Here is a 13,472-nt window from a genome sequence, read left to right as displayed (position 1 = left end):
AAAAAATCCGCTTTGGGTGGATTTTTCTAGAAAGGACTAGTTATGGATCAACTGCGAATTAAAGACCTAGAAATTTTCGCCTTTCATGGACTCTTTCCTAGTGAGAAGGAACTGGGGCAGAAGTTTGTCGTTTCAGCCACCCTATCCTATGATATGACCAAGGCTGCGACAGACTTGGATTTAACTGCTTCTGTCCATTACGGAGAACTTTGCCAGCAATGGACGACATGGTTTCAGGAAACGAGTGAGGATTTGATTGAAACAGTAGCCTACAAACTAGTAGAGCGTACTTTTGAGACCTACCCTCTCGTTCAAGAGATTGAGCTAGAACTCAAAAAACCCTGGGCACCTGTCCATTTACCGCTGGATACTTGTTCAGTAACCATACACCGTCGCAAACAGCGTGCCTTTATCGCTTTAGGAAGCAATATGGGGGATAAGATGACTAATCTCCAGCAAGCGATTGACAAAATGCAAGCTCGTGGCATCCACATTCTCAAAGAGTCTAGTGTGATTAGGACCGAACCTTGGGGTGGTGTGGAGCAGGATAGTTTTGCCAATCAAGTCATTGAAGTGGAAACCTGGTTGCCAGCTCCAATCTTGTTAGAAACCTTATTGGCTATTGAGGCAGAAATGGGACGGGTCAGAGAGGTGCATTGGGGACCTCGCTTGATTGACCTGGATTTGCTTTTTGTAGAGGACCAAGTCATCTATACAGACGACCTCATCTTGCCTCATCCTTATATTGCTGAGCGCCTCTTTGTTTTAGAGTCTTTACAGGAAATAGCTCCGCATTTTATTCATCCAACGCTGAAACAACCGATTCGCCACTTGTATCGTCAATTGGAGAAAGAAAATGCCTAAGTTTTCCGAAACTTATAGTAAATGGAGAAGTCTAGGGGAGGGAGCGCTAGCTATTATCCTAGGTCTTCTCTTGATTTGTTTTGGGCAGATTGTACCGAGACTTGGTTATCAACTCTTGATGGGGTACTTTTCCTTGTCGGCTGTTTGGCATTTATTGACACGATGGTTTCAGGAAAAGTCCCGTAGAGAAAATATTTTTGTAACACTAGCCAAGCTCTTTCTTGCAGTCATCCTATTTGATTCAGTCATCCTGCAAGGGATAGCCCTCTATCTTCTTGTGATGATTATCGGAGGTTATCAACTGTTTACAGGTCTGAACAGTCTGATTACTTGGTTGATTTACCGAAATAATCATATCCATCCGAGGCTCAATTACTTATTTGATGCTTTGTGGATGATGGGATTTGGTCTCTATAGTATCTCTCCTTTTCATGATGCGACAAATTTTGAGTTGCTCCTGTTAGGTTTTTACTTAATCATGTTGGGAGCGAGTAGTGTCAGGGATGGTTTCTATTTCGAAAAAGGGAGAAGTAATCCCAAGCTGAAGCGCAGAATGAGAATGACACTGCCTATTTTTGTAACAGCTTTAATTCCTATTAGTACCTTACGTCGATTGAACAAATGGTTTTCTAATCATGGTTCTGAAGACGGAAAAGTACATTCAGAGAGAAAAAATGACCAGACAGTTGATATGGAAATTTTTATCCATGCTTCAGAATCGTCTTTCTTTTTAGCCATGGGGCATGTGGATATCTGCTATCAAGGTCAGGTTATTTCCTATGGTTCTTATGATCCTCACTCGGAGCGTTTATTTGGGATGATTGGGGATGGGGTTCTATTTAAGGCAAATCGAGAAAAGTATATCGAACTCTGTAAGAGAGAAAGTCAGAAAACTCTATTTGCCTATGGCTTAAGCTTGTCTGAGCAACAGAAAAAAGCTATAGAAGAACAACTGAGAGAAATTGAAGGACTCTTAATTCCTTGGGAACCAAGTTCTCAACTCATGAAAAGAAGAGAAGGGGAAATCAAGCATACCTACTCTTATCAGCTGAAACACGAGGCTGATGCCACTCTTTATAAGTTCAGTTCGTCCAAGTTTAAGACCTATTTTGTTCTCAGTACAAATTGTGTCTTATTGGCTGACTCTATCGTGGGTAAAGCTGGAACAGACATTCTCAGCCCTCAAGGATTTATCGTCCCAGGAACTTATCAGGATTATCTTGACTTAGAATACACCAAACCAAGTGGTATAGTAGTCAGTCGTTCCATTTATTAGCAAAAAGAAAACTCTAGTTTCCTAAGTAGATAGAGGAGACTAGAGTTTTTAAAATAGGTCATTTTCTTCTGGTAGGAGAATGGTTTCCTTCCCATCCATATCCATGACCAGAACTTTAGGTGGATAGAGTGGGTCAAAGGGATGATTGAAGTCGAAGTCAATCGTAGTTGGTAGATGTTGACTAGAAAAACGAAAAGTGATGGAGCCTTCATGATTCAAAAGTCGAAATTCCAATTCATCTTCTAGCTCAAAAACATGCTTTAAAAAATGATCGATTATATACCAGATTGAATCGATAACATCGTCGGGTAAATTGGTCACCACACCGAAACTGGCACATCGTCTATGAGAATCTGTAAAAGCCATCCCTATCTCCTGATTGATTTTCTTATTATCATACTGCAAACTGTTAGAAAAATCAAGAAAAGTCAACTACCTTTAAAAAGATGAGAATGATTTTGAAATTTTTTCAACGATTCTTCATCAAATGCTTGAAAATGCTTACAATTAGTGGTAAAATGAGAACAGTGGAATCATGAAAACAAAATTTTCAAAGTAGAAAGGAAACGGAATGAACACAGATGATACAGTAACAATTTATGACGTTGCCCGAGAAGCGGGAGTGTCAATGGCGACTGTCAGTCGTGTTGTCAATGGCAATAAGAATGTCAAGGAAAACACCCGTAAGAAAGTTCTAGAGGTCATTGATCGCCTTGACTACCGTCCTAACGCAGTAGCTCGTGGTCTAGCAAGTAAGAAAACTACAACAGTTGGAGTTGTTATTCCAGATATCACAAATACTTATTTCTCTACCCTTGCTAAAGGGATTGATGATATCGCGGAGATGTACAAATACAATATCGTCCTTGCCAATAGCGACGAGGATGATGAAAAGGAAGTATCTGTGGTCAACACTCTCTTTTCTAAGCAGGTGGATGGTGTTATCTTCATGGGCTATCATTTAACGGAGAAGATTCGCTCAGAGTTTTCACGCTCACGCACACCTGTGGTTCTTGCAGGAACAGTGGATGTGGAGCACCAACTTCCAAGTGTCAATATTGACTATAAACATGCTACGGTTGATGCAGTCCGTCATCTTTTGAAGCGAAACAAAAAAATTGCCTTCGTTAGTGGACCATTAGTGGATGATATTAATGGTAAGATTCGCTTAGCTGGTTACAAAGATGCTTTGAAAGAAGTGGGAATTAACTACAGTGAAGGCCTTGTTTTCGAATCAAAATACCGTTATGATGATGGCTATGCCTTGGCAGAACGTTTGATTTCTTCTAAAGCAACAGCAGCGGTCGTAACAGGAGATGAACTGGCAGCAGGTGTGTTGAACGGACTTGCTGACAAGGGAGTTTCTGTACCAGAAGACTTTGAAATTATCACCAGTGATGATTCGCAAATCGCGCGTTACACTCGTCCAAACCTAACCACCATTGCGCAACCTTTGTATGACCTCGGTGCTATTAGTATGCGTATGTTGACGAAGATTATGCATAAGGAAGAGTTAGAAGAGCGTGAAGTTCTTTTGCCACATGGTTTAGTAGAACGTCATTCAACTCGTAAAGATTAACAAGAAGAGGTCGGGATAAAAATCCCGACCTCGCTTTTTAGTAGAAAAAACTTTTTGGTCAATAGTTCAAGCATCAAGTTGATGGTTGGAAGCTCTCGGAGTGAACTAGAAAACAAGACTTGATCTAGTAATTTCTATCTCACCGACTTTTTTATACTCAATGAAAATCACAGAGCAAACTAGGAAACTAGCCGCAGATTGCTCAAAGCACTGCTTTGAGGTTGTAGATAAGACTGACGAAGTCAGTTACATATACCTACGCAAAGCGACGTTGACGAGGTTTGAATTTGATTTTCGAAGAGTATTATCCTTCCATATAGGCTCGTAATTCCTCTCCTCTAAGGCCAGCATTGATAGCAATGAGGAGTTTGAGACGAGCTTTTTGAGCATTGAGCTCTTTGACGAAGAAAACACCAGCATTTTGCAGGCAAACGCCACCTCCCTCATAGGCATAGACAGGTTCAGCAATCCCGTTAAAACAACGAGAAACCAAGGCGATTGGGAGTCCTTCTTGGATAAGGTTGTTCAATTTTTGTGCTGTTTCCTTGGGAACATTTCCAGCACCGAAAGCCTGGATAATGAGTCCATCCAGTTGGTCAACAGGAAGCAAATCAAGTAGTTCTTCTGTCATACCAGCATAGACAGGGATAATAGGGACCAAGCCCTGAATTCTATCAAGGTCAAAACGAACACGGGGTTCAGCTGTTTTGAAGTAGAGAATCTCGTGTTTCATGATGAGCCCAAGAGGGCCGTGGGTCGGCGTTTGAAAGGTGCTAACATTTGTCGTGTGCGTCTTGGTCACATACTTAGCAGCGTGAATCTCGTCATTCATAACGACCAAGACACCCTTGTCAGCAGCCTTATCGTCACTCGCTACGCGTAGGGCACTGAGATAATTGTAGACGCCATCGCTTCCAAGCTCGTTGGAACTACGCATGGCCCCTGTTAGCACGATCGGTTTGTGAGGAACCTCCATAGTATCAAGGAAATAGGCAGTTTCCTCCAAGGTATCTGTCCCATGTGTAATCACGAAACCGTCATAATGATCAGCCTCCTCTTTAATTTTTTGATAGAGAGCCAGCATATGCTTTGGTTTAATATGGGGACTTGGCAGATTAAAAAAGTCGAGAGCGTGGACTTCAACTCCCTCAAGTGGATTGGATACATGATTCATAGGGTTGTCTTGACTAGTCACAACAGCGCCAGAGTCATCGGCTTGCATGGAAATAGTACCACCCGTATGTAAAACAAGGATTTTCTTAGGCATGATTTACTCACTCTTTCTGAAATGTGGTATAATCATTGTATCACAAAAGGGGAGATTGAGGTAGGATGGAAGTCAAAGCTGTTTTTTTTGATATCGATGGAACACTGGTCAACGATCGCAAGAGTGTTTTGAAATCCACTAAGGATGCGATTAAGATTGTGAAGGAACAGGGAGTGCTTGTTGGAGTAGCGACAGGGCGAGGACCTTTTTTTGTTAAGGATTTAATGGAAGATTTAGATCTGGATTTTGCTGTAACCTATAACGGCCAATATATCTTTAATAAAGACAGAGTCTTGTTTACAAGTCCTCTTTCCAAATCTCATTTACGGCAGTTGATAGCCTATGCTAAAAAAGAGGGCAAGGAAATTGCTTTGGGGACCAAGGATGCCATGCTGGGTTCAAAAATCATGTCTTTTGGCCTAGGTTCTTTTTCACAAAGAGTGAGTCGTTTTGTCCCCTCTATGTTGACTCGTACAGTTAGTCATTCCTTTAATCGAATGGTGAGTAAGGTTGTTCCTCAGAAGGAAGAAGACTTGCTCCAGTTGATGAATCAGCCCATTTATCAAGTTTTGATGCTAATGACGCCAGAAGAATCTGAGAAAGCAGCAGCTGACTTTCACGACTTGAAATTGACTCGTAGTAATCCTTTTGCGGCCGATGTCATCAATCAAGGAAATTCCAAGCTAGAAGGTATTCGCCGTGTCGGAAAAGAGTATGGTTTTGATCTCAATCAAGTCATGGCCTTCGGTGACTCGGACAATGACCTAGAGATGCTGGCGGGTGTTGGGATGTCAGTCGCTATGGGCAATGGTAGTAGCAGTGTCAAGGAAGTCGCTAAGCATATCACAACCAGCAACCAACAAGATGGGATTCACAAAGCTTTAGAGCATTTTGGTGTTCTGGCTTCAGAAAAAGTCTTTGTCAGCCGTGATTACCATTTTAATAAGGTCAAGACCTTCCACCACATGATGGATGAACGAACTCAGGAAGAGCCACAAGCTTGGGACTTAGAAGGTGCCACCCATAGAGCGGGATTTAAGATAGAAGAATTAGTGGAGTTTGTCCGAGCTGCTAGCTCTTCTGAAGAAGATTTCGAACAGGCAGTTGGACAGCTACACCAAGCGCTGGATAAAGCAGCAGAGAAAGTTGCTAAGAAAACGCCTGCTAAGCAAGATTTGGTAGGGCAAGTAGACGCCTTGATTGACACCCTATACTTCACCTATGGTAGTTTTGTTTTGATGGGGGTGGACCCAGAACGGATTTTTGACATTGTCCATCAAGCAAATATGGGGAAAATGTTCCCTGATGGAAAAGCTCATTTTGATCCAGTGACCCACAAAATCCTAAAACCAGATGACTGGGAAGAAAAATACGCTCCAGAACCAGCTATTAAAAAGGAGATTGAGCGCCAGATAAAGGCCTATGAGCGCCATAAGGAAAGAGAAGATAAAAAATAGGCGATAGCAGAGGAAGCCTGGAATGATATTTTGAGTTCCTAGTTTCAACTACGACATCAATAGTTTATAAAAAAATGAGGTTAGGAGAAAAATCCTAACCTCATTTCTGTTTTTATTACAAAGTTTTATCCTTATCTCTAACGACGAGAAGGTCAACGCTGGTATGGCGTAGGATATATTCTGATGAAGAACCAACTAGCAGACGCTCAAAGGCATTGAGTCCTGTTGCCCCAACTAAAATCAAATCAACCTTTTCTTTGTCTGGAATTGTTTTAGCTAAGAGAGTTTTAGGATTTCCCATCTCAATAACAACTTTAATGTCTGTGAGCCCAGCATCTTTTGCACGTTTTTCGTATTCAGCCATCAAATCGTTGGCCTCGACTTGCAATTCTTCGTAAACTTCGGCATCAAATGTTGAGATGCTTTGAAGAGCACGTGTGTCAATGACATGGGCAATCGTTAGTTTTGCCTGGTTACGTAGTGCTGAATGAACCCCTTTGATGAAAGCCAAGTCAGCTTCCTTAGAACCGTCAACCGCTACCATGATGTTTTCATAACGTTGTGCCATAGCAAAAACCTCCTCATTCTTATTACCTTCATTGTATTCCTTTTCACTAAAAAAGTAAAGTAAAAAACGATAGGAAGAAGATAGATGCTTTTTGACTTTGACTTGGAGTTTGTTATAATAAAAATAGAAGAGGTAAGAGGAAGAGATATGACAAAAATCGCAGTATTATCGGATATACATGGCAATACGACAGCCTTGGAGGCTGTTCTGACAGATGCGCAGAAGGCGGAGGTTGATGAGTATTGGCTCTTAGGAGATATACTCATGCCTGGAACAGGACGAAAAAATATTCTCCAGACTTTGGAGACTTTACCCATCACTCTTAGAATTTTAGGGAATTGGGAGGAGAGCTTGTGGCGCGCCTGCCATCGTCAGTTAGATGAAACCAGACCCAGTCATCGTTATCTCTTGCGCCAATGTCAGTATATTATGGAAGAGCTCAGCATCGAGGAAATTGAGGCACTGCAGAACTATCCCTTGCAAGTGCACCGCCAGTTTGGAGATTTGAAGCTAGGGATTAGCCACCACTTGCCTGATAAAAATTGGGGACGAGAGCTGATTCATCTTGGAAAGCAAGAGGACTTTGATCGCCTTGTCACCAATCCAGACTGCGATATTGCCATTTATGGTCATATCCATCAACAGTTTCTTCGGTATGGTAGTGGTGGCCAGCTTATCCTGAATCCAGGTTCCATTGGTCAACCCTTCTTTTTATCTGAAAATTTACGCAAGGACTTACGTGCTCAGTACATGATTTTAGAGTTTGATGAAAAAGGCTTGAAAGATGTCGATTTCCGTCGGGTTGATTATGATATTGATGCAGAATTACAACTAGCCAAAGAGTTACAATTACCCTACTACCAAGTTTATTATGAAAGCTTGGTTAATGGGATTCACCATACCCATAATCAGGAACTACTTCATGAAATTGCCCAAAGTCAAGGTCATGATGCAGAACTAGATGACTGGTTAAGTGGTAACTCTTGACATTACAACTACAAGAGATATAATAAATATAAGTAAAAAACGAACTAGTCTAATAGAAAAAGGAGAACCTTATGCAAATTTCAAGTCGATTTACCATCGCGACCCATATGTTGATTATCATAGCCTTGAAAGGGAAAGAAAGTAAGGTGACTAGTGATTTTCTTGCTAGTAGCGTTGGAGTCAATCCTGTCATTATCCGTAAGACCTTATCTCAACTGAAAAAGGCAGAGTTGATCTCAGTTGCGCGTGGAACTGGTGGAGCAGAGATTATCAAAGACCTAGAGGATATCAGTCTTTTAGATGTTTACCAAGCAGTTGAATGTCTAGGAAAGACAGGTCAACTCTTTAGTTTTCATGACAATCCAAATCCAGCCTGCCCAGTTGGTGCAAATATCCATGGGGTTTTAGATGAAAAATTACAAAAGATTCAGCTAGCTATGGAGCAGGAACTGAGTCAAACCAGTCTTGCCCAAGTAGTAGCAGATGCAGAAGCAAGGATAGAGAAATAGAAACTATACAAGTAGCAGAAAGAGTCTTTTCGGTTTAAAGCACTGAATTCCTTTTTTAAAAAATCAAAATAGTAAAAAGATAAGAGACCAGAACTCCAATTATTGGAGTTCCGGTCTCTTATCTTTTATAGGTTATAGAAATTGTTCTCTAAGATTCGGATGATTAAGCGACTCTAATTTTCAATATTTTTTTAAAGATCACCAAGCGAAATAGTGTTCAGTTCGTTAATAACTTGAAGCTGGGCCATACGTCCGATATTGATTAGTTTTGGATGCTCTAAGCCTTCGACATCAAAGTTGGTCAAAATGGCATCATATCCAGCCTCCATAATCTCATCAACATTCAATGTAGCCTTGTCCCAAGTTTCAAACTGGATATTTTTAGAAGTGTAGTATTTATATAGAGAGATAAGGGCGCGTGGATGTGCGAAGTCAAACTCACTTAACACAAGGACACGGACTTTATTCTGAGATTCTAATAATTGCTCCATCAAATCTGTAGCGTGGGTCAAGAGGGTGTAAACCAGATGGACGACAGCATGCGCCTGTTCTTTCTGTCCCAAGCTAGACTTATAACGCATCATTTCGAAAACAGCTGCTTCGTAAAATTCAGGGAAGAATTTCTTGATTTTATGAAGCGTATAGGATTTATTATGAGAAATGATGGATTCTGAGTTGATCTCTTGACGTTCAAGAAGAGCGGTATTATGTAAGTGCCAAACTAGCTCGTCAGTATTTGTAAAGTGAATCCCGAATTCACGAGTCAAGTTATCGAGGACATCTCGAGCAGCGTGGTAAGAGTGATCAACCTGTTTGTCTTCTGAACGGGCAGCTAGAAATTCTTCAACAGTAAAGAAGATTCCTTTTTGAGTATATGAATCAAAGATTTGTTCTAAGGTATGACGGTTAACCTCGATATTCAGACGCTTAGCCAATGGTTCGAGTTGATCTTGGAACTCCGACAGTTGATCATATAAAGGAAGATCATTTGTAGAATCACTCGTTGTTTGGATGGTGGCACCAATCTTAAATCGGTGCAAATTAACAGCTATTTGTGTTTCTAGCTGCAACAAGTTAGCATAGTTGGCAGGAAATCCTGTCATTTTAAGAAAGAAAGCAACAAATTCTTCAATGTCTTTCTTAGAATCAGTAAATGGCCATTTGAAGTAACCATAGGCTTCATGGAAATACTGGGCGAAGAAGAAGCGGCTGTCCTTTTCGTCTCCAATGATAGAGATTGGAGTGACTTTGAGTTTGAAGCGGTATTTATTTTGTAAGGTATGATTAATCTCAGCTACTTTTTTGCGAAGTGCAGGTAGTGAGACATCAAGGTTTTGAGCTAAGTGTTCATAGGTAAATGGTTCTTCTAATAAAAAGAATGCTCTCAAAACTTGGAAGTTAGAAGAATCTTGTAAAATGTGGCGGTAAATTCGTTCAATACCCAAGTTTTTAGGGTTGGCCAGTCTGATACCAGCTGTTGAAGATTGGATTTCGAAGCAAGAGAGGACTTCTCGCATCTCCTTGATATCGCTTTTAATGATACGGGTGTTGATATCTAGGTCTTCTGCTAGGGGATCTAGGTGGATCCAGTCTGGATTTTCAAATAAATATTCTAAAATTCTTAATTGCCTTTGTTCTTTTTGAGTCAATAGGGCTCTCATAAATCGTTCCTCCTGTAATAAAATTGATTATAACAAACAAAAATCATATTTTTTAGATGTTAGTTATTATATCACAAGTAAATCAAAAAAAACAAAGAATTTGCCTGCATTTATTATATTGTATTTTAGTAAAAAATCATTGGCTTAGAATTTTTTTGTATCGAAAAAAATTTTTAAATATATAGTTTAAAATAATTGACTAAAACAAAGCTATGTTTTATAATTTAAATTGTATGTTAAAGACATGCTATAATTTTTAAAATTAGGAGAAAAGATTCATGTATTTTAATCGAAAAAATGCAGAACAAAAGAATTGGCGTATGATCAAAAAAGGAAAACATTTCCTTTTCGGTTGTTCGCTTGTTTTTGCGGTTGGGGCAGCGTTAGTAGCTCCATCAGTCAAAGCAGATGCAGTAGAAGCTAAGCCAGAAGCTAGCTCTACAGCAGAGGGGGTTAAGCCAGCAGCAGCTGAAGAGAAAACAACTTATGCAGCACCAGCTGTAGAAGTAGCTCCAGCAGCAGTGGTTGAAGAAAAAGTTAAAACTACTCAAAATTCTAAAGAAGAACCAGTAGTAGCGGCTGAAAAAGCTAAGGAAGCAGATAGCATCCAAGCTCCAGAGGTGACTGTGGTGTACGATCCATCAGCACTTACTAATGAAGAAAAAGCCAAAGTTGTAGCAGCTGTTAAGGCAGCAAACCCTACAGCGACTGATGTTCAAGTTCAAGCAGACGGATCAGTAGTTGTGACTTTTGCAGATGGTTCAAGTGCAAATTTGACAGCAGCTCAAACAGTTAAAGATGGTTCTCAAGTAGCTAAATCACGTAGAACACGTGCGGCAGTAGCGGCTCCAGAAATTACTTCAGATCTTAAAGGAAAAGGAAGTTCTGCAACGGATGTCACTGTTAAAGCACCAGTAGGCTCAACTGTTAAACTCTACAATAATGATGGTGTTGTTATCGGTCAAGCAGTAGCAGATGCTCAAGGTGTAGCGACCATTACTCCGACAAACAGTCTTCCTGTAGGTGAAATTACAGCGACAGCTACACCAGTAGGTGAAAGTGAGTCTCCTAAGAGCACTCCTGTCACAGCGACTCGTGCAGAAAAAACTTCAGCAGGAGGTGGTGTTTCAAAAGGGAACGATAGTCATAATACCCAACTACTCGTTACCAAATCACACATCACTGTTTATCCAGGTGAGTCTGTTAAGATTGGTGTTACAGCAGTATCTAAAGAGATGGAAACCTTTTGGGTTCCTAATAATCCAACAGCTGTCAAGGGTTTGAAACCTACAGGTGTTTACTTAGAAACAGCTGGAACAGAGACCTATACAAGACGTAATAACGGATACGGAGGTACTGTTGCTTGGGACCAACCAGCAGGTGATACTGTTGTGACCTTCGCAGTTAGAAGTAAGAATAATGCACTTGTAACGAGAGACCTTAGAGTTACCGTTTTGGAACTTACTAAGAAGCTTGATGCTGTTCCAGGTGAAAAAGTAGAAGTTGCTGATCTTAACAATGTTTCTGAAAACGAGAAAAATAAAATTATCGCAGCAACTAAAAAAGCAAATGCAAGTTTCCCTCCAGGTACTTTATATAATGTTGATCAAAGAGGAAATCTTGTCATTACTTATCCTGATAAATCAACAGATAAGATTGACGCTTCATACCTAGTTACTCCATCAAATAAGCCAGCGGATACTAATAAGCCAGCGGATACTAATAAGCCAGCAGGCCAAGCGCCAGAGATCACTTCAGATCTATCAGGTAAAGCAAGTACGCCAGCTGATGTGACAGTTAAAGCAGAACCTGGTTCTACAGTGAAGCTTTACAATAATGACGGAGTTGTGATCGGCGAAGCAGTAGCAAACAATCAAGGTGTTGCTACTATCTCTCCAATAAATAGTCTTCCAGAAGGACAAATTACAGCGACTTCAACACCAGTAGGTGGAAGTGAGTCAGCTAAGAGTGCACCGATTACGGTTACAAAATCACCAATTACCTATGTAGGTGGGGGAGTTAGTGGAGATAGCTACACTCAACTTTTGGTTACCGAGTCACATCTTACAGTTTACCCGGGTGATCCTGTCAATGTAACAATTCAAGCAGCAGGATCACCGTCAGTTGAAAAATTTTGGATTCCTAATAATCCTTATTTGGCAAAAGGACTAGCATATACGAATGATCGTAATGGTGGTTTCCTGGATACAGCTGGCTCATCAACTTATAGACAGCGTAAGGCATACTATAGTGGTAATGTTGATATGACGCAGCCTGCAGGTAGTTCTACTGCTACCTATGCTGTTAAAAATAAAAATGGGAAAGTAGTAACGAGAAATCTTACGATTACAGTGCTTGAGACTTCTAAAAAGTACACACCAGCTGTTGTCGCTAATAAGATCGAAGTTGCTGATCCTAACAATGTAAGTGCCCCTGAGAAGGCAGCTATTGAGAAAGCAGTTGGAGATGCGAATCCTACGCTTCCACAAGGAACAACATTCGTTGCGGATGAAAAGGGTAATGTTACAATTACTTATCCTGATAAATCCGTAGATAAGATTGCGGCTGCATACTTAGTTACACCAGTGGCTAAGGAAGCAGACAAATACACACCAACTGCTAAGGCACAAACAGTTGCTCCAGGTTCAACACCAGACGCTAAAAACTCAATCGACAATACAGGTGAACTTCCAAGTGGTACTACCTTTGCTTATAAGACACCAGTAGATACAGCAACCAAAGGTGAAAAAGACGCGATAGTAGTAGTTACTTATCCCGATAAGTCAACTGATGAAGTTCCAGTTAAAGTAACTGTAAAAGATCCACGTAGCGATGCAGATAAGAACGATCCAAAAGCTAAAGCTCAAGACATTTACAAGGGTTCAACACCAGACGCTGAAGGCTCAATCGACAATGCTGGTGAACTTCCATATGGTACTAGCTTTGCTTATAAGACACCAGTAGATACAGAAACACCAGGTGAAAAAGACGCGACAGTAGTTGTAACATACCCAGACGGATCTAAAGATGAAGTTCCAGTTAAGGTGACTGTAGAAGATCCAGATAAGACATCTGATGCAGAAAACAACACTCCAACAGCTAAAGATCAAACTGTTAAAGTTGGTGAGGAACCAAAAGCAGAAGCTTCAATCGGAAACTTTGACAAACTACCTAAGGGAACAACCTTCGAGTACAAGACACCAGTCGATACAGCAACACCAGGTGAAAAAGACGCGATAGTAGTAGTTACTTACCCAGATACGTTAACTTATGAAGTACCAGTTAAAGTAACTGTTAAAGATCC

Annotated in this window: 11 protein-coding genes; 7 read left to right on the top strand and 4 right to left on the bottom strand. The window is 40.7% G+C overall.

All coding sequences use genetic code 11. From position 1 onward, the window contains the following. Positions 1 to 42 precede the first annotated feature (42 nt). Together folK and HMPREF2795_RS09305 are read left to right on the top strand one after the other, a co-directional pair. A complete protein-coding gene (gene folK, locus HMPREF2795_RS09310) occupies positions 43 to 864 on the top strand; it encodes a 2-amino-4-hydroxy-6-hydroxymethyldihydropteridine diphosphokinase (RefSeq protein WP_075228721.1) in 822 nt (273 codons plus the stop codon). Further along, positions 857 to 2,140 carry a hypothetical protein gene (locus tag HMPREF2795_RS09305; RefSeq protein WP_075228720.1) on the top strand — a complete coding sequence of 428 codons (1,284 nt, stop codon included), beginning with the start codon at positions 857 to 859 and terminating at the stop codon, positions 2,138 to 2,140. The genes folK and HMPREF2795_RS09305 overlap by 8 nt, the downstream gene beginning before the upstream one ends. A 48-nt stretch (positions 2,141 to 2,188) precedes the next feature. On the opposite strand, the gene HMPREF2795_RS09300 is transcribed toward HMPREF2795_RS09305, so the two are convergent. Beyond that, positions 2,189 to 2,506 (bottom strand): DUF960 domain-containing protein, encoded by a 318-nt coding sequence (locus tag HMPREF2795_RS09300; RefSeq protein WP_000885928.1) that lies wholly within the window; start codon positions 2,504 to 2,506, stop codon positions 2,189 to 2,191. 205 nt (positions 2,507 to 2,711) lie between these two features. On the opposite strand from HMPREF2795_RS09300, the gene ccpA reads away from it, so the two are divergent. Continuing rightward, complete coding sequence (ccpA, locus tag HMPREF2795_RS09295; RefSeq protein WP_075228719.1) at positions 2,712 to 3,719, top strand: catabolite control protein A; 1,008 nt, start codon at positions 2,712 to 2,714, stop codon at positions 3,717 to 3,719. A gap of 304 nt (positions 3,720 to 4,023) precedes the next feature. Here ccpA and HMPREF2795_RS09290 read toward each other — a convergent pair whose 3' ends face one another. Beyond that, positions 4,024 to 4,986: an asparaginase gene (locus HMPREF2795_RS09290; RefSeq protein ID WP_075228718.1), complete on the bottom strand. Its 963-nt coding sequence runs from the start codon at positions 4,984 to 4,986 to the stop codon at positions 4,024 to 4,026. 65 nt (positions 4,987 to 5,051) lie between these two features. Between HMPREF2795_RS09290 and HMPREF2795_RS09285 the strand changes: the two genes are divergently transcribed. After that, positions 5,052 to 6,443: a Cof-type HAD-IIB family hydrolase gene (locus HMPREF2795_RS09285; RefSeq protein WP_075228717.1), complete on the top strand. Its 1,392-nt coding sequence runs from the start codon at positions 5,052 to 5,054 to the stop codon at positions 6,441 to 6,443. Between the two features lie 115 nt (positions 6,444 to 6,558). Here HMPREF2795_RS09285 and HMPREF2795_RS09280 read toward each other — a convergent pair whose 3' ends face one another. Continuing rightward, on the bottom strand, positions 6,559 to 7,011 hold the full coding sequence (locus HMPREF2795_RS09280) for a universal stress protein (RefSeq protein ID WP_045762643.1): 453 nt from the start codon (positions 7,009 to 7,011) through the stop codon (positions 6,559 to 6,561). A 147-nt stretch (positions 7,012 to 7,158) separates the two neighbouring features. Between HMPREF2795_RS09280 and HMPREF2795_RS09275 the strand changes: the two genes are divergently transcribed. Together HMPREF2795_RS09275 and HMPREF2795_RS09270 are read left to right on the top strand one after the other, a co-directional pair. Further along, entirely contained in the window at positions 7,159 to 7,998 is an 840-nt protein-coding gene (locus HMPREF2795_RS09275; protein WP_075228768.1) for a metallophosphoesterase family protein, read from the top strand. Positions 7,999 to 8,069: 71 nt separating this feature from the next. Continuing rightward, complete coding sequence (locus HMPREF2795_RS09270; RefSeq protein ID WP_075228716.1) at positions 8,070 to 8,507, top strand: Rrf2 family transcriptional regulator; 438 nt, start codon at positions 8,070 to 8,072, stop codon at positions 8,505 to 8,507. Positions 8,508 to 8,698: 191 nt separating this feature from the next. Here the strand turns inward: HMPREF2795_RS09270 and HMPREF2795_RS09265 are convergent, their stop codons facing one another. After that, entirely contained in the window at positions 8,699 to 10,168 is a 1,470-nt protein-coding gene (locus tag HMPREF2795_RS09265) for an AcpB/EbpR/MafR family transcriptional regulator (protein ID WP_075228715.1), read from the bottom strand. Positions 10,169 to 10,446: 278 nt separating this feature from the next. On the opposite strand from HMPREF2795_RS09265, the gene HMPREF2795_RS09260 reads away from it, so the two are divergent. Continuing rightward, the coding region (locus HMPREF2795_RS09260; protein ID WP_261675904.1) for a Rib/alpha-like domain-containing protein at positions 10,447 to 13,472 on the top strand (3,026 nt) is incomplete at its 3' end.

The organism is Streptococcus sp. HMSC056C01, from assembly GCF_001811305.1.
GTDB lineage: Bacteria > Bacillota > Bacilli > Lactobacillales > Streptococcaceae > Streptococcus.
The sequence above is the reverse complement of the archived record's forward strand: the minus strand, read 5'-3'. Positions and strand labels throughout refer to the sequence as shown.

Bases quoted from the DNA above. Each gene is read 5' to 3' on its own strand.
- folK (WP_075228721.1), top strand. From the start codon at position 43: ATGGATCAACTGCGAATTAAAGACCTAGAAATTTTCGCCTTTCATGGA.
- HMPREF2795_RS09305 (WP_075228720.1), top strand. From the start codon at position 857: ATGCCTAAGTTTTCCGAAACTTATAGTAAATGGAGAAGTCTAGGGGAG.
- HMPREF2795_RS09300 (WP_000885928.1), bottom strand. From the start codon at position 2,506: ATGGCTTTTACAGATTCTCATAGACGATGTGCCAGTTTCGGTGTGGTG.
- ccpA (WP_075228719.1), top strand. From the start codon at position 2,712: ATGAACACAGATGATACAGTAACAATTTATGACGTTGCCCGAGAAGCG.
- HMPREF2795_RS09290 (WP_075228718.1), bottom strand. From the start codon at position 4,986: ATGCCTAAGAAAATCCTTGTTTTACATACGGGTGGTACTATTTCCATG.
- HMPREF2795_RS09285 (WP_075228717.1), top strand. From the start codon at position 5,052: ATGGAAGTCAAAGCTGTTTTTTTTGATATCGATGGAACACTGGTCAAC.
- HMPREF2795_RS09280 (WP_045762643.1), bottom strand. From the start codon at position 7,011: ATGGCACAACGTTATGAAAACATCATGGTAGCGGTTGACGGTTCTAAG.
- HMPREF2795_RS09275 (WP_075228768.1), top strand. From the start codon at position 7,159: ATGACAAAAATCGCAGTATTATCGGATATACATGGCAATACGACAGCC.
- HMPREF2795_RS09270 (WP_075228716.1), top strand. From the start codon at position 8,070: ATGCAAATTTCAAGTCGATTTACCATCGCGACCCATATGTTGATTATC.
- HMPREF2795_RS09265 (WP_075228715.1), bottom strand. From the start codon at position 10,168: ATGAGAGCCCTATTGACTCAAAAAGAACAAAGGCAATTAAGAATTTTA.